We start from the raw sequence: 22,376 nt of genomic DNA on the forward strand, positions 1-22,376 counted from the left end.
ACTCAGGTCGTCTCCTGCAGCAGTTCGGCGACCGTCGTCACCCGGATCAACGGCCGGTACAGGTCCAGAAGGTGCAACGCCTTGGCGTGTGAGTCGTCGTCCGCGCCCGCGCAGGCGTCGGCGACGACCAGCACCTCGACGCCCTCGTCGGCGGCGGCCAGGGCGGTCGACAGGACGCAGCAGTCGGTGCTAACGCCGGCCAGGACGAGGCGGCCCTCCGACGTTGCGCGTCGGGCGAGTTCAGGGGTCCATTTGCCGAAGGTGCTGGCGTCGAGCACATGCCGCGCGCCGGGCGCGAACTCGTCCGTGAGCTGCCAGAGTTGAGCGTCCGGCGGTTGCAGCGCGAAGAGCCACTGCTCGTAGTACGCCCGCCAGGCGCCCTTCGGGCTCTCGGGTGCCACGAATCGGGTGAACGTGACCCGGTCCCCGAACGCCGGCAGAAGCCGCCGTACGCCCGCTGCCGCTTCGGCGAATCGCGGGGTGGCCCAGGGGCTGCCGGGATCGGCGAAGACGCGCTGCATGTCGATGACGGTGAGCAGCCCCGTGGTCATGCGGTCGCCGCCCCCTCGTCCGGCGTGGGACTCGGTGCCTGCGCCTCCTGCGCACGGACGCGTCCGCGACGCAGCACCAGGGTGCCGAGGAAGCCGAGGGCGAGGGCCACGAGGACGCCGAGGTTGGCGTAGGCCCAGGAGCCGGATCGGCCGCCGAGGCCCAGTGGGGTCAGCAGATAGCCCTGCCAGTCCAGCCAGTTCGCCGCCGAGTTGGTGACCAGGCCCCAGCCGAGGGCGGTGGCGGTGAGGGTCAGGAGAAGCGGGGTGAGCGGTACGTCGCCGTAGCGCCCGCTCGGGCGGTAGAGGTCGGGTTCGTCGTAGTCGCGGCGGCGCAGGGTCAGGTCGGCGAGCATGATGCCGCACCAGGCGGCGATGGGGACGCCGAGTGTGGTGAGGAACCCCGTGAAGGGGCCGAGGAAGTCGTCGGCGAAGAACACGATGTAGATCGAGCCCACGATCATCAGGACGCCGTCGACGAGCGCGGCCACGTAGCGCGGCACGCGCAGGCCCGCCGACAGCAGGGCCAGGCCGGAGGAGTAGATGTCGAGGACCGCGCCGCCGACCAGGCCGAGGACCGCGACGACCGCGAACGGAACCAGGAACCAGGTGGGCAGGATCGTCGTCAGCGCGCCGATCGGGTCCGCGGCGACGGCATCGCCGAGCTTGCTGGACGACCCGGCCAGGAGGAGACCGAAGACCAGCAGGAGCAGCGGCGCCAGCGAGCCGCCGAAGGCGGTCCAGCCGATCACGCCCCGGCTCGACGCGCTGCGCGGAAGGTAGCGGGAGTAGTCGGCGGCCGCGTTGACCCAGCCGAGGCCGAAGCCGGTCATCATGAAGACGAGTGCGCCGATGAACTCCTGGGCGGAGCCCGTGGGTACGGCGCTGACGACGGACCAGTGGATGTCATCGGCGACGAGGACGACGTAGACGACGGTGAGCACGCCGGTGACCGCGGTGATCACGGTCTGCAGCCGCATGATCAGGTCGAAGCCCATGACCCCCACGACCACGGTCAACGCGGCGACCAGGACGAGTGCGACCACCTTGGTCTCGGTGCCGCCGCCCCAGCCGAGCCTTCCGAAGACGGTGGCGGTGGCCATGGTGGCGAGGGCGCAGAGCACGGTCTCCCAGCCGACGGTGAGGACCCAGGAAATCACCGACGGCAGCCGATTGCCGCGCACCCCGTACGCGGCACGACCGAGGACCATCGTCGGCGCGGATCCGCGTTTTCCGGCCACTGCGACGAACCCGCACAGCAGGAACGAGAAGACGATGCCGACGACTCCGGCGACCAGCGCCTGCCAGAAGGAGATTCCGAAGCCGAGGGCGAACGCGCCGTAACTCAGGCCCAGGATGGACACGTTGGCCCCGAACCAGGGCCAGAACAGAGTGCGTGGCGTGCCTTTGCGCTCGGCGTCGGCGATCACGTCGAGGCCGTGGGTCTCCAACTGGAGCTTTCGGCTCGCGGGCCGGCCGTCGAGTGGGTCCGGGGATGTGATCATTCCGGCATCGTCGCACCGCTTTTCCCGCCGCGGAACACCGTCTGCCGGTGTCCGTCGCGCTGGTTGCCATGCGACAGTCACTCATCCGAGTGGCTCTTGGTGTACCCCGGGGGTTCCGAGGGTGATGTTCATGTGACAACAGCACCCACTACAACAGGAGTACGCATGCGTATTCGCACCGCACTTGCTGCCACCGCCCTCGGAGCTCTGGCCGTCTTCGGCGGCGCTGCCGCCGCCCACGCCGACGTCGACGACCAGAGCAGCTTCGGCGTCGGAAGCCAGGAGAACCAGGGCTGGCAGGAGCCCGCGTTCAACGACCAGGGCGACGGCGCCTTCGGCAGTGAAGGCAGCCAGGCCACCGAGCAGGGGGCGGGCTTCGGTGACGCCGAGGGCGCCGAGGGCTCGTTCCTGCAGTAGACGGACGTAGCCGACGAGGACGTCTCGTATGCGCGTCGCGCACGAGGCGTCCTCGGCCGTTGCCGCCACTCGGGCCCGCCGCAGCACCTGGGTGCGCGGGCGGGGCGGCGGACTGATTCAGCCCAGCTTCTTGAGCAGTTCGACGGCGAGCGGGGCGGCGGAGGACGGGTTCTGGCCGGTGACCAGGTTGCGGTCGACCACCACGTGCGGAGCCCACGGCTCGCCCACCTGGACCTGCACGCCGGCCTCGGTGAGCCGGTCCTGCAGCAGCCACTTGGCCTTGTCGGCGAAGCCGGCCTGGGTCTCCTCGGCGTTGGTGAACGCGGCCACCCGGTAACCGGCGAAGGTGTTGGTGCCGTCGGCCTTGGTGGCGGCGAGCAGTGCGGCCGGGGCGTGGCAGACGACACCCAGCGGCTTGCCGCTCTCGAGTGCGAGGGTCAGCAGCCTGCCGGACTCGGCGTTGACGGAGAGGTCCTCCATCGGGCCGTGGCCGCCGGGGTAGAACACGGCGGCGTAGTCGTCGAGGTTCACGTCCTCCAGCCGGACCGGCTGCCGCAGCTCCGCCATCGAGGCGAGTACGGCGGCGACCCGGTCGGCGTTCTCCTGACCGTCGTTGAACTCGGGCGCGAGGCTGCCCTTGTCGACCGGCGGGACGACTCCGCCGGGCGTGGCCACGACGACCTCGTGCCCGGCGGCCGTGAACGCCTCGTACGGGGCGACGGCCTCCTCGGCCCAGAAGCCGGTGGGGTGCTTGGTGCCGTCGGCCAGCGTCCAGTGGTCGGCGCCGGTCAGCACGAAAAGGATCTTCGACATGGGGGGCTCTTTCGAGAGACGGTGAGTCGATGCCCCGACGGTACGCATCTCGTGCCATTGGAATCCAATAGACTTACACATATGAGACATAGGAATTCCGATGAGATGGAGGAGAGCGCCCAGCTCAGCGGTGCAGTGCCGGTGGACCTCAACCTGTTGCGCACGTTCCTGGCCGTGTACCGCACCGGCTCCTTCACCGCCGCCGCCCGGGTGCTGGGGCTGTCGCAGCCGACGGTCACCACACAGATCCGCACGCTGGAGCGGCAGCTCGACAGGGAGCTGTTCCGGCGTCTCGCGCGCGGCGTCGCCCCCGCCCCCCACGCGGACGAGCTCGCCTCCCGGATCGTCGAGCCGCTGGACGCCCTCGCCACCGTGACCGGGCCGGGCGGCTCGGCCGAAGTCCAGCCGGCGGAGCCGGTGCATCTCGCCGGTCCGGCCGAGCTGCTGACCCACCGCGTCATGCCGGCCCTCGCACCGCTGGTCGACAAGGGCGTACGGCTGCGCGTCACCCCCGGCCTGACCGAGCCGCTCCTGGAGGAGCTGCGGGCCGGCCGCCACGACCTGGTCCTCTCGACGTACCGGCCGCGTGGTCGCGCCCTGGCCTCGGTGCCGCTGATGGACGAGGAGTTCGTGCTGGTCACGGCCCCCTCCTGGGCGGAGCGCATCGGCGGGCCGACGCGGATCGCGACAGCCGGGCCCGCCGCGCTGCACGGCGTGCCGCTCGTCGCCTACGCCGAGGACGTACCGATCGTGCGGCGCTACTGGCGTCATGTGTTCGGCAAGCGTCTGGTGCGTCACCCGGCGGTCACGATGCCCGACCTGAACGGGGTCAGGGCCGCCGTGACGGGTGGTGCCGGGTTCAGCGTGCTCCCCCGTTACCTGTGCGCCGCCGAGTTGGCGTCGGGCGCGTTGGTCCTGCTGCACGACCCGGACGATCCGCCGATCAACACCGGCTTCCTCGCCGAACGCCCGGGCTCGTCCGGCAGCCCGCATGTCACGCTGGTTCGCGACCACCTGCTGGGAAGCGCGCGCGACTGGTAACTACCCTGATTTCAACCGGCGTTGGCCCGCAGCGCATGGGTGCGCAGCGCCAGCAGGGCCTCGAACCGGAAGCGCGGGTCCGCGAGCCGGTCACCGAACAGCTCCTCCAGCTGGCGCAACCGTTTGCGGGCCGTCTGCGGATGGATGCCCAGCGCCTGGGCCACCTCCGGAGCCGTACGTCCCCAGGACATCAGCAGCGCGTCCAGGGCCTCGGCGAGCCGCGAGGCCCTTCCCCGGGGCAGATCGGTGAACACGCCCAGCACCCGCCGGCCGAGCAACTGCCCGATGGGGCGCTGCGGAGCAGGTGCAGCTCCGCCAACTCGTCGTCGACGTGCAGGAAGGCACCGTCGCCCGGTTCCGCGCCAGGCGCCGTCGGCCGCTCCGCACGGCGGTCGAGGGCGAGGCGGGCGCACTGCAGGGACAGCCACGCCTCGTGCACGGGAACCGCCGGGCCCACGACGGTGACACGCCCCCGCGCGGCGGCCCGCACCCGTTCGATCAGCCCGCCCGTCTCCGGCTCGGGCACGATCAGGACGATGTCACTCCCCCGGTTCACGGAGAGCACTTCACCGTCCGCGCCGGGCACGGCGAAGCGCCCCGCCGACCGCACCACCACACAGGCGACCGCACCCGGCAGCGCCCAGCGGGCACGCTCGGCCAGCGGTCCCAGCGGTGCGCGTTCGGGCCTCGGCCTGCTCGCCCTGGCGATCCCCGGCGGCGACGAACTCCTCGGAGTGAACTGCAAGGCGTGCAGCCAGCAGCTCATCGGCTCGGACTTCCTCCGGGACCTCAACGCGGCCCGGCGAGACCGACCCGCGCATCAGCTACACGGTGATCACCACCCGGTACGACGAGGTCGTCACCCCGTACGCCTCGGCCTATCTCGACGCCGCCCCGAACGTCACCGGCATCAAGCTCCAGGACCTGTGCCCCGCCGACCTCACCGACCACGTCAGCATCAGCTACAACGACCTGGCCACCCGCCTCGTCCTCAACGCCCTCGACCCGGCCCAGGCCCAGCGCCCCACCTGCTGACGCCCGCGATCCCGTGGCCCGCGCGGATCACTCTGCTCGGGCCACGGGCCGGGGCTCAGAGGCCGCGTGCGGATTCCGCAGGCCGGCCTCCGCCGACGGCCGCGCCGGCTGCACAGGCCCCGGCCGCGCACTCCGTCAGCCACTGGTCGAAGTCGGCGTCGTAGCGGGTGCCGATGTCGGAGGCGTAGACGGCGTATCCGCCCGCGTAGTCACCGACGCGGAAGCGGGCGAGCATGCGGTGGACGTCGGCCGGGTGGCGCTCGAACATGTAGCGGACGGCGAGGTAGCCCCACGGGTAGGTGCGGGTCACGTCGCTGTTGGTGTACGTGTTCTGGAACAGCGTGCTCAGCCGGTACGTGTGCCTGCCCGCCTCCGCGATCGCCCGGCCGTAGGTGATGCCGCGGTATCCGTAGGAGACGTACTCGGCCACTCCCTCGATCCACCAGACGTCCGGCACCGAGATCTGCTGGGCGAAGTCGCCCTTCATGTTGTGGCGGGCGTCGAGGTAGTGCGTGTACTCGTGGTTGAGGTTCCAGATACGGGCGGCGTGACCGTCGTCCTGCTCCTTCTGGTACATGACCGCGAACGGCCGGTTGGCGGGGTCCTCCGGGTCTCCGATCAGGGTCATGCCGCCGTTGTCCGTGCTGATCCCGAAGATCGCTCCGGCGTAGGTGCGGTAGTCGGCGGGGCCGGCGAAGACGACGAGGTCGATGGTGGACAGGTACTGGCCGGGTATGGGGCCGTCATCCTTGACGAGGTCGTGCACGTACGCGTCCTGGCCGAGCACGCTGGCGCACGCCGCGTCGAGGTCGGCCGGGGTGAGTGCCTGGGCCCGGATCGTGTGGGTCGCGTCGCAGGGGTGCGTGATCGGCAGGGCGGCCCTGGTCAGCTGGCCGGTGAGGTCGCAGACGGCGTAGTAGGAGCAGTTGGCTCCGTCGTAGTACTCGGCCTGCGTCGCCACCGCGACCCACAGCCCGGCCGTGGGGCCGGTGATCCGTGACGCGCTCAGCAACTGCCTGGTCAGCGGCCGCACCATGGCTCGCAACGACGGGTGCTCGACGTAACGGGCCAGGTTCATCCCGGCGTTGGACGTCAGATACGCCCGGTCGGTGGGCAGCAGGTCGAGGTGGTCGAGCGCGAACCTGTGGAGGGTCCGCACGATGTACGGGTCGGCGGCCACGGCGTTGACGTAGTCCGCGTTCCAATTGCCGCGCCACAGCGGGGTGTAGACCGCGTTGACGGCCGCGAGCATGCTGGGGATGGCGTCATGGGAGCTGTCGTATCCGTTCAGCACCCGCCGGTAGACCTTCAGATAGCGGGCCTGCTGGTCGGCGCTGTCGGTGAGGATCAGGACCTCGCTCAGCACGTCGCCGTTCGCCGCCGTGACGTCCCTCGACGGTGTGCGGGCGAAGAAGGTGTCCAGGCCGCGGACGGTGTTCCGGGCCAGTCGTGTGCCGTAGGGGCCGACGTCGTCGGGGTTGTTGAACTGCACGTAGTAACCGGCGCGCAGGAAAAGCACGAGCTGCCAGATGCGGGTGGAATTGTCACCGCGATAGGTCTGTGCCGTGCGCGTGAACGCCTCTGCGACGGTGACCATTTGAGACTCACGGAAGACGGCGCGGGCGTCCGTGCCGGTGACCGCGAAGAGGCTGTTGACGCAGTCCGTGGTCGAGGCCTTGAGGAAGGCCACCAGCGCGGATCCCGTTCTGCTTCCGAAGTCGGCGGGACCGCACGGGGCCGCCTTCGGAGCGACCTGCGCGCCGGGGCTGTCCGGCTTGGGCGTCGGCGTCAGGGGCGGCAGGTGGGCGGGGGTGCGCTGCCGGTCGCGTACGGCGGGGTGGGTGGTGGCGTCGGGGGTCGATCCGGTCGGGGGCGGGGGTGGCGTCGACTTCCCCGACCGGGTGGGGAGCGGGGCGGTCTCGGCCGCGGGTGTCGCGAGCGCGGGCGTCGACAGCAGGCCGGCCAGGGTGACGCAGGCGACGAGCGCGGCGGCCATGTGTCTGGGCAGCACGAAGCGGTAGCGCATCTGGATTCCTCCACGGATGGATGCGCCTCGATACGGGTGCTGAGGCGTGTGTGGCACTGTCTCAACGCCCGCCCGGCCCAACAATGGCGTGTGACATAGCACATTGCACTGATCGGCCATAACGCCGACGTCGCGGGCGTGACCTAAGTGGAGCCGGGAGCTATGCCTCGCTGACGTTCCACGTACGGGCCGCCCACGTCCTCAAGTGCGGGGAGTGGGCGACGAGTTCACGGTACGCGGCGGTGGCGGATTGCAGCAGTGCGTCGGCCGTCGCCTCGGTGACCACGTCACGCCGCCACGCCAGTACGTAACGGCACCACAGCGGCGTACCGATCAGCGGCTTGACGACGACCTGCGGGATGGGGCGCGTCGTCGCCTGCACGACGGCGACGCCGAGCCCGTCGGCGATCATTCCCTGCAACTCCAGCCGGTCGCCCAGGAATTCGTGCACCGCCGAGGGGCTGAAGCCGGCCGCCGCGCAGGCCGCGTGGAAGACGCCGGGCCATCCGGCCCCGTCGTCCGGCGTCAGGAACCAGGCCTCCTCGGCCAGATCCGCGAGGGCGACCTGAGCACGGTGTGCGAGCGGGTGGCGGGACGGCAGGGCGACGAAGTTCGGCTCGGTGACGATCCCGCGATGGGCCACGGCGTCGGAGTGCTCCAGCTCCCTGCCGGGGTAGTCCGCGGCGATGGCCACGTCCACCCCGCCCTCCTCCAGCAGTTCGACGATCCGGGAGGAGGCGTACACGCTGCTCACCGCGAGCGAGACGTCCGGCAGCCGGGCACGGACACCCGACAGCATGCCCGCGAGCATCGGAGAGTTGGTCGCCGCCACCCGCAGGGTCCGTCGCGAGGGCCCGGCGCCGGAGGCCGGCCGGCGTCCGATGGCGTCGGCACGGGTGAGGACGTCGCGGGCCTGGGCGACCACCTCGAAGCCGTACGCGGTCAACCGCACACCGCTCGACCCTCGCACGAACACGGGCTCACCGAAGTACCGCTCGATGCGCCGGAGTTGGGTGCTCATCGCGGGCTGCGAGTAGCCCAGCTCCGCCGCGGCCCGGCCTACGCTCCCCGCGTCCGCGATGGCACACAGCACGCGCAGATGCCGTAGCTCCAGCTCCACCCTTCACTCCTTCCCCGCATACCGGAAAAAACCCGAGAACTGGGGCATTCTCCCACCTCACCGACCCCCCTTTGAACGATCGTCGCACCCTGCGGTTAGCATATGAGCGCCACCTAGCTCGAAAGATAGGCCCGTGACTGTCAACGACGACTCGTTCACCAACTGGAAGACCCGCGAGGAGATCGCGGAGTCGATGATCCCGCTCATCGGGAAGCTGCACCGGGAGCGGGACGTCACCGTCCTCCTCCACAGCCGCTCCCTGGTGAACAAGTCGGTGGTCAGCATCCTGAAGACCCACCGGTTCGCCCGGCAGATCGCCGGTGAGGAGCTCTCGGTCACCGAGACGCTGCCGTTCGTGCAGGCCCTCACCGCGCTCGACCTCGGCCCGTCGCAGATCGACATCGGCATGCTGGCCGCGACGTACAAGGCCGACGACCGCGGCCTGACCGTCGAGGCGTTCACCGCCGAGGCCGTCGCCGGTGCCACCGGAGCCAACAAGATCGAGCGCCGCGAGGGCCGCGACGTCGTCCTGTACGGCTTCGGCCGCATCGGCCGCCTCGTCGCCCGCCTGCTGATCGAGAAGTCCGGCTCGGGCAACGGCCTGCGCCTGCGTGCCATCGTCGTGCGCGGCGGCGGCGAGCAGGACATCGTCAAGCGCGCCTCGCTGCTGCGCCGCGACTCCATCCACGGCCAGTTCCAGGGCACGATCACCGTGGACGAGGCGAGCAGCACGATCTTCGCCAACGGCAACGCGATCAAGGTGATCTACGCGAACGACCCGTCCGAAGTCGACTACACCGCGTACGGCATCAAGAACGCCATCCTCATCGACAACACCGGCAAGTGGCGCGACCGCGAGGGCCTGTCCGAGCACCTGCGCCCCGGCATCGACAAGGTCGTCCTGACCGCGCCGGGCAAGGGCGATGTCCCCAACATCGTGCACGGCGTCAACCACGACACCCTCAAGCCGGACGAGCAGATCCTGTCCTGCGCCTCCTGCACCACCAACGCCATAGTCCCGCCGCTGAAGGCGATGGAGGACGAGTACGGCGTGCTGCGCGGTCACGTGGAGACCGTCCACTCGTTCACCAACGACCAGAACCTGCTGGACAACTACCACAAGTCCGAGCGCCGTGGCCGCTCCGCGCCGCTGAACATGGTCATCACCGAGACCGGCGCCGCCTCCGCCGTCGCCAAGGCGCTGCCCGACCTCAAGGCTCGGATCACCGGCAGCTCGATCCGTGTCCCGGTGCCGGACGTGTCGATCGCGATCCTGAACCTCCAGCTCAAGCGGGAGACGACGCGCGAGGAGGTCCTCGACCACCTGCGTGATGTGTCGCTGACCTCGCCGCTGCGCCGCCAGATCGACTTCATCACGGCCCCCGACGCGGTCTCCAGCGACTTCATCGGCTCGCGCCACGCCTCGATCATCGACGCCGGCGCGCTGAAGGTGGAGGGCGACAACGCGATCCTCTACCTCTGGTACGACAACGAGTTCGGCTACTCCTGCCAGGTCATCCGCGTCGTCCAGCACGTCTCCGGGGTGGAGTACCCGACCTACCCGGCCCCGGCGGTCTGATCCCGCCCACGTCGACCCGTCTGTCGCCCTGCGCTGAGCTGCGGCAGGCGGGTCGGCGCTCGCGGAGCCCTCAGTGGCCGCGGAAGGCTTCCTCCAGCCACCACGACCCTCGATCGGCGACGACCTTGGCGTCGACGAGCAACGGCGCGCTGCGCGGCCCGGCGACCCAGTCCACGACGGCCTTCAGGTCGGCCCGGGTCCGAACGGTCACCCCCTCGAAGCCGTAGCCCCGCCCCACGGCGGCGATGTCCGTCGGCGGGAAGCGCACCGTGTCCAGCGGGTGTCCGTGCGGGCCGAAGTGGTGCACCTCGGCACCGTAGGCCTCGTCGTCGTACACGACGACCACCATCGGCAGTCCGAGCCGGCGCACGGTGTCCAGATCCACGGCACTCATCAGCGCGCCCCCGTCCCCGAGCGCCGCCACGGGCAGCCGGTCCGGCTGTGCCAGCGCCGCCCCGATCGCGGTCGCCAGCCCCAGGCCGATCGACTGGAAGGCCTGCGTGAAGCAGAAGCCCTTCTCGTCGGGCACCGACCAGTACGCGCTCGGGTAGCCCATGAAGTTGCCGGAGTCCACGCCGACCACCCGCTCCGCGGGCAGGATGTCGTCGAGCGCGATGCTCAACGTCCTCGGATCGATCCGCTCCCGCGTGCTCCTGTCCTCGTACGGCACGTCACGCAGCCGCACGCGCGCCGCGATGGCCGCACGGACTTCCGTGGTCCGATACCCCTGCCGCTGACCGTCACCCGCCTCGAACACCTGGCGCGCGGTGAGCCCGGCGTCTCCGGTGACACCGAGATGCACCGGCCGGTGCGCGCCGAGCGCCGAGGACTCGTCGTCGACCTGTACGACGGTCGCGTCGGCACCGATGAGGTTGCCGTGCCGCATCGTCCACATGTTGAGGGCGCAGCCCCAGCCGACGATCAGGTCCGCGCCCTGGAGCAGTTCGGCGGCCAAGGGTGAGGCGAAGCCGCCGGAGATGCCCAGGGACCAGGGGTTTGCGTGAAAGAGCCCGTGGGTGACGGCCGAGGTCGCCAGTAGCGCGCCGTGCCGTTCGGCGAGCGCCTCCAGGGCCTCGCGACAGCCCGGCCCGCGTGCTCCGCGGCCGGCCACGAAGACGGGCCGTCGGGCCTGCCCGAGCAGCCGGGACAAGGCAGCCACCTGGTCGGCGTCCGGCTCGACCGCGGCCCGCTGCGGCGGGGGCGCCGCCTGGGCTAGGGCACCGTCGGGCACGTCCAGCGCCTGCACCGGCAGCGGAAGGTTGAGCAGGACGGTACGCCGCTCCCCCACCGCCAGCCGTACCGCCGCGCATGCCTGCTCGACCGCTTCCTCCGCCGACGTGACCCGAACCGTGACGGCGCCCACCGCGCGCGCCAACGCCTCTTGGTCGACATAGAAGTTGGACCGGGGCTCGGTCACCTCGGCGGCCAGCACGACGAGTGGCGTACGGCTCTTCGCCGCCTCCGTGATTCCGGTCATCGCGTTGGTCAGACCGGGCCCCTGATGCACGCTCACGACGGCGACCGTGCCGCTGGTCCGGGCGTACGCGTCGGCCATCGTCGCCGCGCCGCCCTCATGGCGTGCGGCGACGAACCGCGCCCCCGCCGCGACCATCGCGTTCGTCACGTGGAAGTTGCCCGATCCGACCACCCCGAAGACCTGGTCGACCCCGGCCGCGCACAGCGCCCGGCCGACCGCTTCCGCGACGTTCACGAGCGCTCCACCAGGGCCAGCACCCGTGCCGGAGCCCCGGAGCCGGTGACGATGGGCAGCGGTCCGGCGATGACGACGGCGCCGGTCGGCGGCAGCGCGGCGAGGTTCTGCAACTGCGTCAGACCGTACTTGCCGCTGCCCATGAGGTAGGAGTGGCACGGAAAGGCGGGCTCGAACGAGTGCGCGCCCCCGGCATCCGTGCCCACCGTCTCGACGCCGAGCCCGATCACCGGCGACTCCTCGGCCACCCAACGGGCGCACTCCACCGACAGACCGGGGGTGTGCGGCCCGTTCTCGTCGGCGTTGAGGAACGCCTCCTGGGAGTGCGACCGGGCGTCCCAGCCGGTGCGCAGCAGCAGCCAACCGCCTTCGGGCAACGGGCCGTTCTCGGCTTCCCAGGCCTTCACGTCGTCGACCCCGACCAGGAAGTCGGGGTTCTTGGCCACCTCGGCGGTGAAGTCCAGGACGACCGCCGGTGCGATCAGCTTGCCGGCCGGCACCGAGGCCACGTCGGCGAGGTCCTTGCCGGTGACCCAGTGGTTGGGGGCGTCGAAGTGGGTGCCGGTGTGCTCGCCGCTGCGGAAGTTGTTCCAGTACCAGGCGGGGCCGCGGTCGTCGTACCGGCTGATCTCCTCCAGCTCGAAGACGGCGGTCTGCCCGAACTGGGGCGGCAGTTGGATCACCGGTGTCGAGGACGACAGGGGCGAGGTGAGGTCGACGACTTCGATCGATCCACCCCGCAACCCGGACACCAGCGCGGCAAGGACGGACGGCTCGGGCATGGGCGCCTCCTCGGTCGGTGCTCTCCATGACAGCATCGCAGCCGCACTTCCCGCCCCTTGACGCGTCAATGACAACAGTGGCCTGATGGGCTATGGGAGCGCTCCCACTCGCACCGGCGGCACGGCCGCCGACGGCACGGCGGCGAGGGCCACACCTGACACTCCCCCGCCCCCCAACTCCCCTCTCCTGGAGCCGCCATGCGATTCCGCATCCCCGCCGCCCCGCGGCCGGTCACCGTAGCCGCAGCCCTCCTGGGACTTCTCCTCCCGCTGCTTGCCCTCGTCACGCCCGCACATGCCGCGCCGCCGGGCTTGCGCATCGCGAACGGCCGGCTGCTGGAGGCGAACGGGAACGACTTCGTCATGCGGGGCGTCAACCATGCCCACACCTGGTACCCGGACCGCATCAGCTCCCTCGCCCACATCAAGGCCAAGGGCGCGAACACGGTGCGGGTAGTCCCTCTCCAGCGGTGACCGCTGGACCCGCAACGACACCGCCGACGTGGCGAACGTCGTCGCCCAGTGCAAGCAGAACCGGCTCATCTGTGTCCTGGAGGTCCACGACACCACGGGCTATGGCGAACAGAGCGGCGCCGTCACGCTCTCCCGGGCCGCCGACTACCGGATCGGCGTGCAGAGCGCGCTGCTCGGCCAGGAGGACTACGTCGTCGTCAACATCGGCAACGAGCCGTACGGCAACACGAACTGCACGGCGTGGACGGCCGACACCAAGGCAGCCATCCAGAAGCTGCGCACCGCCGGTTTCCGGCACACCATCATGGTCGACGCACCCAACTGGGGTCAGGACTGGGCATTCACGATGCGCGACAACACCGCCTCGGCCCTCGCCTCCGATCCGGACGCCAACACCGTCCTTTCCATCCACATGTACGGCGCCTTCGACACGGCCGCCGAGACCAGCGACTGTCTGAACCGCTTCGTGACGGCCGAACTCCCCATCGTCGTGGGCGAGTTCGGCCACAGCCACTCGGACGGCGACCCCGACGAGGACACCGTCCTCGCCATCACCCAGCAGCTCGGCCTCGACTATCTCGGCTGGTCCTGGAGCGGCGAGGCGGCGGGGTCGAGCACCTGGACATGGTCACGAACTTCGACCCCAACCAGCTGACTTCATGGGGGCAGCGGCTCTTCAACGGCGCGAACGGCATCGCCGCCACGTCCGAAAAGGCCACCGTCTACTCCTCTTCCACGGGCGACACCACTCCCCCGACCGCCCCCGGGACGCCGACCGCCTCCGCCGCCACGTCCTCGTCCGTCACCCTGAAGTGGAGCGCCTCGACCGACGCGAACGGTGTGACCGGCTACGACGTCGTCCGCGTCGGCGGCGGGACCGAGACCGCCGCCACCACGACGACCGGCACCTCCGCCACGGTCGCCGGCCTCGCCCCGGCGACCGCCTACTCCTTCGCCGTTTACGCGCGCGACGCTGCGGCCAACCGCTCTCAGCGCTCGGGCACGCTGGCGGTCACGACGTCGTCCGCAGGCTCGTCGGCGTGATGCGGCGTCGCCTACCGGGTGGCGAACGAGTGGCCCGGCGGCTTCCAGGGCGAGATCGTCCTCCGCAACACCGGCAGCTCGGCCGTCAACGGCTGGACGCTGCGCTGGACCTTCCCGGACAGCCAGCGCGTCAGCAATCTGTGGGGCGGCACCGCGACGCAGCGCGGCACCGGCGTGAGCGTCACACCCGCGCCGTACACGGCGTCGATCGCCCCCGCCGGTTCGGTCACCCTGGGCTTCACGGCCACGAAGGGCGGCACCAACCCGAGCCCGGCCGCCTTCACGCTCAACGACTCCGCCTGCTCGCTGACCTGACCCGCACCCGCTCGCAATCCTTGGCGTCCTGGCAGGTCAGGGCGCCAAGGAAGCCCCGCGTCCCCGGCACAGGACCGTGACAGGAACCACACAGCCCTCGTGTACGGCACACGGAGATCATGCGGATAAGGTGAGCCTGGCCTAATTGACGGCCACATGTGCACCATGAGGGAGCCCTGTCATGCTTCACCGGCGCCGCGGCACAGCCGCCGTCGCTCTTGCCGTCGCCGCCGCACTGTCCCTCGCGGCCTGTGGCAGCTCCAACGACGGCTCGGACAACGCGGGTTCCGCGGCCGGGTCCGGCAGCAAGAAGGACGTGGCCAAGGGCGGCAAGGACTTCGCGTCCGCCGCCGAGAAGACCGCCGCGCTGGGCACCGACGCCAAGCCGGGCCAGTGGCCGCGCACCATCGAGCATGCCATGGGCGAGACGGTCATCGACTCCCAGCCCAAGCGTGTGGTGGTCCTGGACGTCGGCGAGCTCGACAACGTCGTCTCGCTCGGCGTCAAGCCGGTCGGCCTCGCCCCCACCGAGGGCTCCCCCGAACTGCCGTCCTACCTCAAGAAGGACGCCGGCACCCCCAAGAACGTCGGCACGATCAACAACCTCAACCTGGAGGCGATCGCAGGCCTCAAGCCGGACCTGATCCTCGGCAGCCAGCTGCGCGCCGCGGACAAGTACGACGAGCTGTCGAAGATCGCGCCCACCGTCTTCTCCATCCGCCCCGGCTTCACGTGGAAGGAGAACTACCTCCTGAACGCCGCGGCCCTGGACAAGACCGCCGACGCCAAGGCGAAGCTCGCCGCCTACGACAAGAACGTCGACGCGCTCGACGCCAAGCTGGGTGCCGACAAGCCGACCGTGTCGATGGTGCGTTACCTGCCCGACGGTGTGATCCGGCTGTACGCCAACGCCTCGTTCATCGGCACCATCCTCAAGGACGCCGGCATCCCGCGCCCGAAGAACCAGGACATCGAGGACCTGGCCGCCGAGGTCAGCGCCGAGAACATCGACCAGGCCGACGCGGACTACATCTTCACCGGCGTGTACGGCGACGCGAAGGCCACCGACAAGTCCCGCGCGCAGGGCAACCCGCTGTGGAAGAACCTCAAGGCGGTCAAGGCCGGCCACGCGTACGACGTTCCGGACGAGACCTGGTACCTGGGTCTGGGCGTCACCGCGGCCGACGAGGTCCTCGCGGACCTGGAGAAGTACCTCACCAAGTAGGGCCCTCGTACAGGGGATTCGGCTGCCGCACGGCAGCGCGACCAACAGCAAGAGGAACCGCATGTCCCGTACCACCCGGCGTCGTATCGCCTGGACGGTCGCGGGCATGCTCCTGTTGCTGGTCGCCGCCCTGCTGAGCCTCGCGCTCGGCAGTCGGCAGATCCCGCCGGCCCAGGTGTTCGACGCCCTCCTGCACGGCGGCACCAGCGACAACGCGCAGGTCGTGCGGGCGCTGCGGGTTCCCCGCACGGTCATCGGCGTGATGGTCGGGCTCGCCCTCGCGGTGGCCGGGGTCGTCATGCAGGGCATCACCCGCAACCCGATCGCCGAGCCCGGCGTTCTCGGAGTCAGCCAGGGCGCCTCACTGGGTGTCGTCTGCGCGATCGCGTTCCTCGGGGTGCACTCGCCGGCCGGTTATGTGTGGTTCGCGTTCGCCGGTGCGGGGCTGGCCGCGGTGGCCGCGTATGCGGTGGCGGGCAGCGGACGCGGGGGTGCCTCGCCGGTCAAACTGGCGCTGGCCGGGGCCGCGATGAACGCCTTCATCGCCTCCGTGGTGTCCGCCATCGTCACCACCGACGCCCGCGCCCTCGACGAGTTCCGCTTCTGGGACGTCGGCACGATCGGCGGCCGGGACGGTGATGTCGTCGCGCAGACCTGGCCGTTCGTCCTCGTCGGGCTGCTGCTGGTCGCCGTCATTGCGCGGGGGCTGGACGCCCTGGCGCTCGGGGACGACGCGGCCAGAGGGCTCGGTCACCGGGTCGCGCTCCTGCGTGCCGTAGGCGCGCTCGCCGCGACCGTGCTGACCGGGGTCGCCGTCGCGGTCGCCGGTCCGATCGCGTTCGTCGGGCTCGCCGTCCCGCACATCGCCCGGGCGTTGGTGGGCGCCGACCACCGGTGGGTGCTGGCCCTGTCCGCGCTGCTGGGCCCTACGGTGATCCTCGTGTCGGACGTGCTCGGCCGTGTCCTCTTCGCACCCTCGGAGGTGCCGGTGGCCGTGATGACCGCGTTGCTCGGCGTGCCGTTCCTGGTCGCGCTGGTACGCAGGAAGGCAACGGTGCCGGCGTGACCCAGCCCCTCGATCGAACCGCCCCCGCACCCCGTCGCCTCCGCCCCCGCGGCTACACCGTTGTCCACGTGCGGGACGGCAGCTTCCTGCTGCACCGCCGGGCGTGTGCCGTCGCGGTGCTGCTGGCCGCCGTACTTGCGGTGACGGTCGTCGTGTCGCTGTGCGTCGGCGAGTCGTACGTCTCGCCCACGGAGGTCGTGCGGGTGCTGCTCGGGCAGCCGAGCCCCGACGAACTCGTCGTCGGCACGTTGCGCCTGCCCCGCCTGGTGACGGGTCTGCTGGTCGGCGCGGCGTTCGGCGTCTCCGGCGCACTGATCCAGACCGTCGCCCGCAACTCGCTCGCCAGTCCGGACGTCATCGGCGTCACGCACGGCGCGGGCGCGGCGACGGTGACCGCGATGACCTTCGGGCTCACGTCGTACACCGTCCTGCCGTACGTCTCGGTCCTGGGCGGGCTCTCGGCCGCCGCGCTCGTCTATGCCTTCGCCTGGCGGGGTGGTCTGCACGCGACACGCTTCGTACTCGTCGGAATCGGCGTGTCCATCGCTCTCGGCTCGCTGACCAGGCTGTTTCTCACCAAGGGCGACTATCTGGTCGCCCAGCAGGCCAAGGTGTGGCTGACCGGCTCCCTCAACGGCCGGGGCTATGACCAGGCCGCGCCGCTCGCCTGGATCCTGCTGGCACTGGTGCCGGCCCTGCTGTGGGCGGCGTACGCGCAGCGCATGGTGTCCCTGGACGACAGCACGGCCACCGCGCTGGGCGTGCGGCTCGGTCCTGTGCGGCTGGGTCTGACCGCGCTCGGCGTCGTGCTGGCCTCCGTGGCGACCGGCGCCGCCGGCCCGGTCGACTTCGTGGCGCTGCTCGCCCCGCAGATCGCCCACCGGCTGACCCGCACCGCCCAGATCCCGCTGCTCTCCTCCGCCCTGACCGGAGCCACGATCGTGCTCGTCGCGGACGTACTGGCCCGCCGGATGTTCTCCCCGGTCGAGCTGCCCGTGGGTGTCCTCACGGCGGCCGTCGGGGCGCCGTATCTGATGTGGCTGATCGCCCGCACTCGCATTCGTCGCTGAAAAGGGAACCCGAGCGGGGGAAAAGGCGTTCTCATCTGGTAACGGGGTGGGTCGGCCCGATGGCCGGCGACAGGAACGAGGGTGACACGATGAGCGAAAAGGCCCGGAAGCTGTTCGAGGCACTCGACCTCGACGAGAACGGGACCCTGACCCGCGAAGAGGTGATCATCGCTCTGCGCAGCAAGGGCCCGTCCCTGGCCGCTTCTGGAGATCTGCCGATCTGGGCCGTGGGAGACGAGTACGCCTCGTCGGCGTTGTTCGACGCGGCCGACCAGAACGGGGACGAGGTGCTGACCCTGGAGGAGTTCGCAGCGGTGGTGGACCGCCGCTTCGGCTGGCAGTGATACGGGATGCGCGCATAGCGCTGCTGCTCTCCCCTCCTCGAAGGGCCCGACCGTCTCCGCGTCCCGCGCCTCCGGATTGAGGTCGATCAGCACCTCACAGGAACGGCCCACGGAGGCGACGTCGATCACCGCCCGGTAGCCGCCGTCCCCTTCGCCGCGCTCGGACGAATGCGCGGTTCGGCGAGCACGACCGACCCGCACGGCACCTGGTACGCGCTGCTCGCCGTCGGCGTGCCCATCTGCGCCCATCTGGCCTTCGGCCGCCGCACGATCCTCAGCGCCGGGGCCGGCACGGCCGTGCAGGTCGCCCCCCAGCCCGACACCTGCGCCTGACGAGCGCCGCCCGTCAGCGCCTGCGCCCCGCGTCAATGTTGTGCACTTTATTGACGGCAGTCACCATAGAGCCTACCTTCGCGGTGTCCTTCCCCCCTTCAAGGGAGACCGCGATGCCCCCGTCCCCCGTCGCATCACCGTCACCACCCTCGCCCTCGAACCCCGAACGCGCCCGGCAGCTGCGCCGGGTCGCCCTCTCCGGGCTGCTCGGTACCGCCGTGGAGTTCTACGACTTCCTCGTCTACGGCACGGTCGCCGCCCTGGTCTTCGGCGAGCTGTTCTTCCCGGGCGCGGACCCGGCCGTCGGCACCATCGCCGCGTTCGGCACGTTCGCCGCCGGCTATGTCGCCCGCCCGCTCGGCGGCATCCTCTTCGGGCACTTCGGTGACCGGCTCGGCCGCAAGTCCATGCTGCTGCTCACGATGGGCCTGATGGGCGGCGCCAGCTTCCTCATCGGCCTGCTGCCCACGTACGGCACGATCGGCGTCTGGGCGCCGGTCCTGCTGATCACCCTGCGTGTCCTGCAGGGCATCGCCATCGGCGGTGAGTGGGGCGGCGCCACGCTCATGGTCGTCGAGCACGCAGGGGAGCGCCGCCGCGGTCTGTGGTCGAGCTTCACGCAGATGGGAGCCCCGCTCGGCTCCCTGCTCTCCTCCCTCGTCGTCACCTTCGTGGTCGCCATGCCCAGGGACCAGTTCACGGCCTGGGGCTGGCGCGTGCCGTTCCTGCTGAGCGTGGTGCTGCTCGGCGTCGGCCTCTTCGTCCGGCTGAAGGTGGTCGAGAGTCCGCTCTTCGCCGAGGTGAAGAAGGACCGCACCGAGGCGCGGCTGCCGATCGTCGACGTACTGCGGCGCCCCCGGCCGCTGCTGCTGGCCTGCTGTGTCGGCATCGGCGCCTTCACCGCCCAGTCCCTGCTGACCAGTTACCTGATCGCGTACGCCACCGGCATCGGATACGCCCGCCCGCAGGTGCTCACCGCGCTCACGGTCTCCGCCTGCGTCGCCCTGGTCGTCCTGCCCTGCGCCTCCGCGCTGTCCGACCGCGTCGGCCGCCGCCCGGTCGTCCTCGCCGGAGCCCTCACCTCGGCCGCGCTCGCCTTCCCCGTCCTCGCCCTGGTCGACTCGAAGTCGCCCGGCCTGCTGATCCTCGCCGTCGTCCTCGGTCACGGCCTCGCCCAGTCCGTGATGTACGGCCCGCTGGGCGCCCTGCTCACCGAGATGTTCGGCACCCGGGTCCGCTACACCGGAGCCTCGCTCGGCTACCAGGGCGCCACCCTGATCGGCGCCGGCTTCTCCCCGATGCTCGCCGGCAGCCTGGTGGCCGGCAGCGGCAACGGCACCCCCGTCGCCCTGCTGATCTGCGGGGGCTCACTCATCACCGCGCTGACCGTCTGGTTCGTGCGCGAGACCAGCCGCACGTCCCTGTCCGGCTCGGCTCCCGGACGCCCCAACGCCCGCCGGACGGAGGGGATTTCCGCGTGATGACCACGACCGCGCCCCCGCAACCGCACGTACACCGGACCCGCCGCCGGACCCGCATCGCCGGTGCGGCCGCCCTCCTGCTCGCCGTCGGGGCGCTGCCCGCCACGACCGCTGCGGCCGCCTCCGACACGACCCACGTCGACGGCCGACTCCCCTCGGGTGCCACGTACATGATGGACGTGCCCGCCCACTGGAACGGCACCGTCCTGCTGTTCAGCCACGGCTACGCGACCGGCCCGGCCAACCCCGCCCAGGACGCCCCGGACGACGCCACGAAGGCTCTGCTCCTCAGGAACGGATACGCCCTCGCCGGCTCCTCCTACGCCACCACCGGCTGGGCTGTGACGGACGCGGTTCCCGATCAGCTCGCCACCCTGACCGCCTTCACCGAACGCTTCGGGACGGCCTCCCGCACCATCGCCTGGGGGCGGTCGTACGGCGGACTCGTCACCACCGCCATCGCCGAGCGGCATCCGGAGCGGATCGACGGTTCGATCTCGCTGTGCGGCCTGGTCCACGGCGGGGTGGCCAACTGGAACAACACCCTCGATCCCGTCTTCGCCATCAAGACGCTCCTCGCGCCCGGCACCGACGTCCCGCTGGTGAACATCGCCGATCAAAGGGCCGCCGACGACGCGGCCGACACCCTGACCTCCGTGGTCGACTCGGCGCAGACGACGGCCGAGGGGCGGGCCAGGATCGCCCTCGCCGCCGCCCTGCACAACATCCCCGTCTGGAACCAGCCCACGCAGCCCCGGCCGACGGCGACCGACGGGGAAACCCAGCAGGCCAACCAGTACGAGGCGGTCAAGGGCCTGCTGCAGATCGCCGCCTTCAACCGGCGGCAGGAGGCGGAGGCGCGGGCGGGCGGCAACATGTCGTGGAACACCGGCGTCGACTACGCGAAGCTGCTCGGCCGGTCCTCCGTCCGCAAGGAGGTCACCGAGCTGTACCGGAAGGCCGGCCTGTCCCTGCGCGCCGACCTCGCCACTCTCAACCGCGCCCCGCGCATCAGCGCCGACCCGAACGCCGTGGCGTGGATGAGCGGCACCAGCTCCTTCACCGGCAAGCTGGCCAAACCGCAGCTGTCGGTCCACACCATCGGCGACGCCCTCGTCCCCGTCCAGACGGAGAGCGCCCTGAAGCGGGCCGTCACCGCCGCCGGGTCGGCGTCCCGGCTGCGGCAGGCGTACACCGACAACGCCGGCCACTGCACCTTCAGCCCCGCCGAGCAGCTCGCCGCCCTGCACACCCTGGAGGACCGCCTCTCGGCCGGCAGCTGGGTCGGCACCGACTCGAAGTCCCTCAACTCCCGTGCCACGGAGGCCGATCCGACCTCGCCAACGCGCTACGTGCCGTACCACCCGGCGCCGTACCCGCGCCCCTACGACCTTGCCCACCCCGCCGACGGCCGGTGATGCCGTACGACCGCCCGCCGCGCTGTCGGTGGGCGGTCGTACGCTGTGCACCGTGGAGGACGACGACATCCTGGACGCCCAGGTCACCTCGGAGGGCCCGCAGCCGCGCCCGCAGTCGCTCATGCTCGCCTTCTTCGGCAATCACGTCCTGGACGAGGGCGACCTGTGCGTCTACTCGGGCAGCATCATCGAGGTGCTCGGCCGCGTCGGGGTCGGCGAACAGGCCGTTCGCTCCACGCTCACCCGCATGGTCAACCGCGGTCTGCTGCGGCGCCGGCGCGAGGGCCGCAAGATGTTCTTCGGCCTGACCCCGCAGGCGACGCGCGTCCTCGAGGACGGCCGTACCCGCATCTGGAAGCAGGGCGCGGTCAACGACGACTGGGACGGCTCCTGGACGCTGCTCGGCTTCTCCCTCCCCGACTCCTGGAAACGGCGGCGCCACGACCTGCGCTCCCGGCTGGCCTGGTCCGGATTCGGCGCGTTGTACAGCGGGCTGTGGATCGCCCCCGGGAGGGTCGACGTCGCCGCCGTGGTCTCGGAGCTCGAGCTGGCCGACCACGTCAAGATCTTCCACGCCCTGGCGGACGACAGCACCGACATCGCGCAGATGATCCACGGCACCTGGGACCTGGAGAGCATCGCCGCTCGTTACGTCACCTTCGACAAGCGGTGGACGGCCCACCTCGACGCCGGGCCCGGGGACGACCCGATCGGAACCCGGCTGCGGCTGGTCAGCGAATGGCTCTGGACCATCCGCACGGACCCGAGGCTGCCCGCCCGGCACCTTCCCCCCGAGTGGCCGGCCCGCGCCGCCCAGGAGACCTTCCGGCGCGTCGCCGAGCACACCGAGCTGCCCGCGCGGCGGATGGCCGGCGAGTTGCTGGAGACCACCCCGTTCGGGTAGGCGAGCGGCGCCGGGCAGCCGCGCGACCCGGCCGGGAATGCGATCCGGATGGCGGACGGGAACCGGCGGCGACTCGCGAAACGCCGCCGTGGTCCTTCGCAGCCCTCCCCCGACCGGCGAACATG

The 22,376-nt window shown here is 71.0% G+C and carries 21 protein-coding genes and 1 pseudogene; 13 read left to right on the forward strand and 9 right to left on the reverse strand.

Annotation, left to right across the window (positions count from 1 at the left end; all coding sequences use genetic code 11):
• Positions 1–2: 2 nt before the first annotated feature.
• Positions 3–551, reverse strand: a complete 549-nt coding sequence (locus tag AB5J55_RS03450; RefSeq protein ID WP_369269214.1) for a cysteine hydrolase family protein — start codon at positions 549–551, stop codon at positions 3–5.
• Positions 548–2,053, reverse strand: coding sequence for a cytosine permease (locus AB5J55_RS03455; RefSeq protein ID WP_369269215.1), 1,506 nt, complete (start codon positions 2,051–2,053; stop codon positions 548–550). The genes AB5J55_RS03450 and AB5J55_RS03455 overlap by 4 nt, the downstream gene beginning before the upstream one ends.
• A gap of 165 nt (positions 2,054–2,218) precedes the next feature.
• On the opposite strand from AB5J55_RS03455, the gene AB5J55_RS03460 reads away from it, so the two are divergent.
• A complete protein-coding gene (locus tag AB5J55_RS03460; protein WP_369269216.1) occupies positions 2,219–2,470 on the forward strand; it encodes a hypothetical protein in 252 nt (83 codons plus the stop codon).
• Between the two features lie 117 nt (positions 2,471–2,587).
• On the opposite strand, the gene AB5J55_RS03465 is transcribed toward AB5J55_RS03460, so the two are convergent.
• Positions 2,588–3,283: a type 1 glutamine amidotransferase domain-containing protein gene (locus AB5J55_RS03465; RefSeq protein ID WP_369269217.1), complete on the reverse strand. Its 696-nt coding sequence runs from the start codon at positions 3,281–3,283 to the stop codon at positions 2,588–2,590.
• Between the two features lie 81 nt (positions 3,284–3,364).
• Between AB5J55_RS03465 and AB5J55_RS03470 the strand changes: the two genes are divergently transcribed.
• On the forward strand, positions 3,365–4,324 hold the full coding sequence (locus AB5J55_RS03470) for a LysR family transcriptional regulator (protein WP_369269218.1): 960 nt from the start codon (positions 3,365–3,367) through the stop codon (positions 4,322–4,324).
• Positions 4,325–4,335: 11 nt separating this feature from the next.
• Here AB5J55_RS03470 and AB5J55_RS03475 read toward each other — a convergent pair whose 3' ends face one another.
• Positions 4,336–4,515: a helix-turn-helix domain-containing protein gene (locus tag AB5J55_RS03475; RefSeq protein ID WP_369269219.1), complete on the reverse strand. Its 180-nt coding sequence runs from the start codon at positions 4,513–4,515 to the stop codon at positions 4,336–4,338.
• The gene (locus tag AB5J55_RS03480) at positions 4,515–5,090 is read right to left on the reverse strand and encodes a hypothetical protein (protein WP_369269220.1); all 576 of its coding nucleotides are present in this window, start codon (positions 5,088–5,090) and stop codon (positions 4,515–4,517) included. The genes AB5J55_RS03475 and AB5J55_RS03480 overlap by 1 nt, the downstream gene beginning before the upstream one ends.
• Positions 5,091–5,155: 65 nt before the next feature.
• Between AB5J55_RS03480 and AB5J55_RS03485 the strand changes: the two genes are divergently transcribed.
• Positions 5,156–5,359 (forward strand): hypothetical protein, encoded by a 204-nt coding sequence (locus tag AB5J55_RS03485; protein WP_369269221.1) that lies wholly within the window; start codon positions 5,156–5,158, stop codon positions 5,357–5,359.
• Positions 5,360–5,414: 55 nt separating this feature from the next.
• Here AB5J55_RS03485 and AB5J55_RS03490 read toward each other — a convergent pair whose 3' ends face one another.
• Together AB5J55_RS03490 and AB5J55_RS03495 are read right to left on the reverse strand one after the other, a co-directional pair.
• Positions 5,415–7,385 (reverse strand): collagenase, encoded by a 1,971-nt coding sequence (locus tag AB5J55_RS03490; protein WP_369269222.1) that lies wholly within the window; start codon positions 7,383–7,385, stop codon positions 5,415–5,417.
• Between the two features lie 160 nt (positions 7,386–7,545).
• A complete protein-coding gene (locus AB5J55_RS03495; RefSeq protein ID WP_369269223.1) occupies positions 7,546–8,505 on the reverse strand; it encodes a LysR family transcriptional regulator in 960 nt (319 codons plus the stop codon).
• Positions 8,506–8,638: 133 nt separating this feature from the next.
• On the opposite strand from AB5J55_RS03495, the gene AB5J55_RS03500 reads away from it, so the two are divergent.
• Complete coding sequence (locus tag AB5J55_RS03500; RefSeq protein WP_369269224.1) at positions 8,639–10,084, forward strand: glyceraldehyde-3-phosphate dehydrogenase; 1,446 nt, start codon at positions 8,639–8,641, stop codon at positions 10,082–10,084.
• A gap of 70 nt (positions 10,085–10,154) precedes the next feature.
• On the opposite strand, the gene AB5J55_RS03505 is transcribed toward AB5J55_RS03500, so the two are convergent.
• Together AB5J55_RS03505 and AB5J55_RS03510 are read right to left on the reverse strand one after the other, a co-directional pair.
• Positions 10,155–11,795: a thiamine pyrophosphate-binding protein gene (locus tag AB5J55_RS03505; RefSeq protein WP_369269225.1), complete on the reverse strand. Its 1,641-nt coding sequence runs from the start codon at positions 11,793–11,795 to the stop codon at positions 10,155–10,157.
• On the reverse strand, positions 11,792–12,577 hold the full coding sequence (locus AB5J55_RS03510; RefSeq protein ID WP_369269226.1) for a cyclase family protein: 786 nt from the start codon (positions 12,575–12,577) through the stop codon (positions 11,792–11,794). Before AB5J55_RS03510 ends, AB5J55_RS03505 begins: the two co-directional genes overlap by 4 nt.
• Before the next feature lie 198 nt (positions 12,578–12,775).
• On the opposite strand from AB5J55_RS03510, the pseudogene AB5J55_RS03515 reads away from it, so the two are divergent.
• The 9 genes and pseudogenes from AB5J55_RS03515 (at position 12,776) to AB5J55_RS03555 (ending at position 22,251) form a co-directional block, all read left to right on the forward strand.
• A pseudogene (locus AB5J55_RS03515) lies at positions 12,776–14,410 on the forward strand (cellulase family glycosylhydrolase).
• 181 nt (positions 14,411–14,591) lie between these two features.
• The gene (locus AB5J55_RS03520; protein ID WP_369269227.1) at positions 14,592–15,635 is read left to right on the forward strand and encodes an ABC transporter substrate-binding protein; all 1,044 of its coding nucleotides are present in this window, start codon (positions 14,592–14,594) and stop codon (positions 15,633–15,635) included.
• A gap of 61 nt (positions 15,636–15,696) precedes the next feature.
• Positions 15,697–16,701: a FecCD family ABC transporter permease gene (locus AB5J55_RS03525; RefSeq protein WP_369269228.1), complete on the forward strand. Its 1,005-nt coding sequence runs from the start codon at positions 15,697–15,699 to the stop codon at positions 16,699–16,701.
• A complete protein-coding gene (locus tag AB5J55_RS03530) occupies positions 16,698–17,771 on the forward strand; it encodes a FecCD family ABC transporter permease (RefSeq protein WP_369269229.1) in 1,074 nt (357 codons plus the stop codon). Before AB5J55_RS03525 ends, AB5J55_RS03530 begins: the two co-directional genes overlap by 4 nt.
• Before the next feature lie 89 nt (positions 17,772–17,860).
• Positions 17,861–18,115, forward strand: a complete 255-nt coding sequence (locus AB5J55_RS03535) for an EF-hand domain-containing protein (RefSeq protein ID WP_369269230.1) — start codon at positions 17,861–17,863, stop codon at positions 18,113–18,115.
• A 168-nt stretch (positions 18,116–18,283) separates the two neighbouring features.
• A complete protein-coding gene (locus tag AB5J55_RS03540; RefSeq protein WP_369269231.1) occupies positions 18,284–18,448 on the forward strand; it encodes a hypothetical protein in 165 nt (54 codons plus the stop codon).
• Positions 18,449–18,561: 113 nt separating this feature from the next.
• Positions 18,562–19,929, forward strand: coding sequence for an MFS transporter (locus tag AB5J55_RS03545; RefSeq protein ID WP_369269232.1), 1,368 nt, complete (start codon positions 18,562–18,564; stop codon positions 19,927–19,929).
• Positions 19,929–21,347 (forward strand): alpha/beta hydrolase family protein, encoded by a 1,419-nt coding sequence (locus tag AB5J55_RS03550; protein ID WP_369276078.1) that lies wholly within the window; start codon positions 19,929–19,931, stop codon positions 21,345–21,347. The genes AB5J55_RS03545 and AB5J55_RS03550 overlap by 1 nt, the downstream gene beginning before the upstream one ends.
• A 52-nt stretch (positions 21,348–21,399) precedes the next feature.
• Positions 21,400–22,251, forward strand: a complete 852-nt coding sequence (locus tag AB5J55_RS03555; protein WP_369276079.1) for a PaaX family transcriptional regulator C-terminal domain-containing protein — start codon at positions 21,400–21,402, stop codon at positions 22,249–22,251.
• Positions 22,252–22,376: the final 125 nt, after the last annotated feature.

The sequence above is a fragment of the Streptomyces sp. R11 genome, assembly GCF_041051905.1.
Lineage (GTDB): Bacteria > Actinomycetota > Actinomycetes > Streptomycetales > Streptomycetaceae > Streptomyces.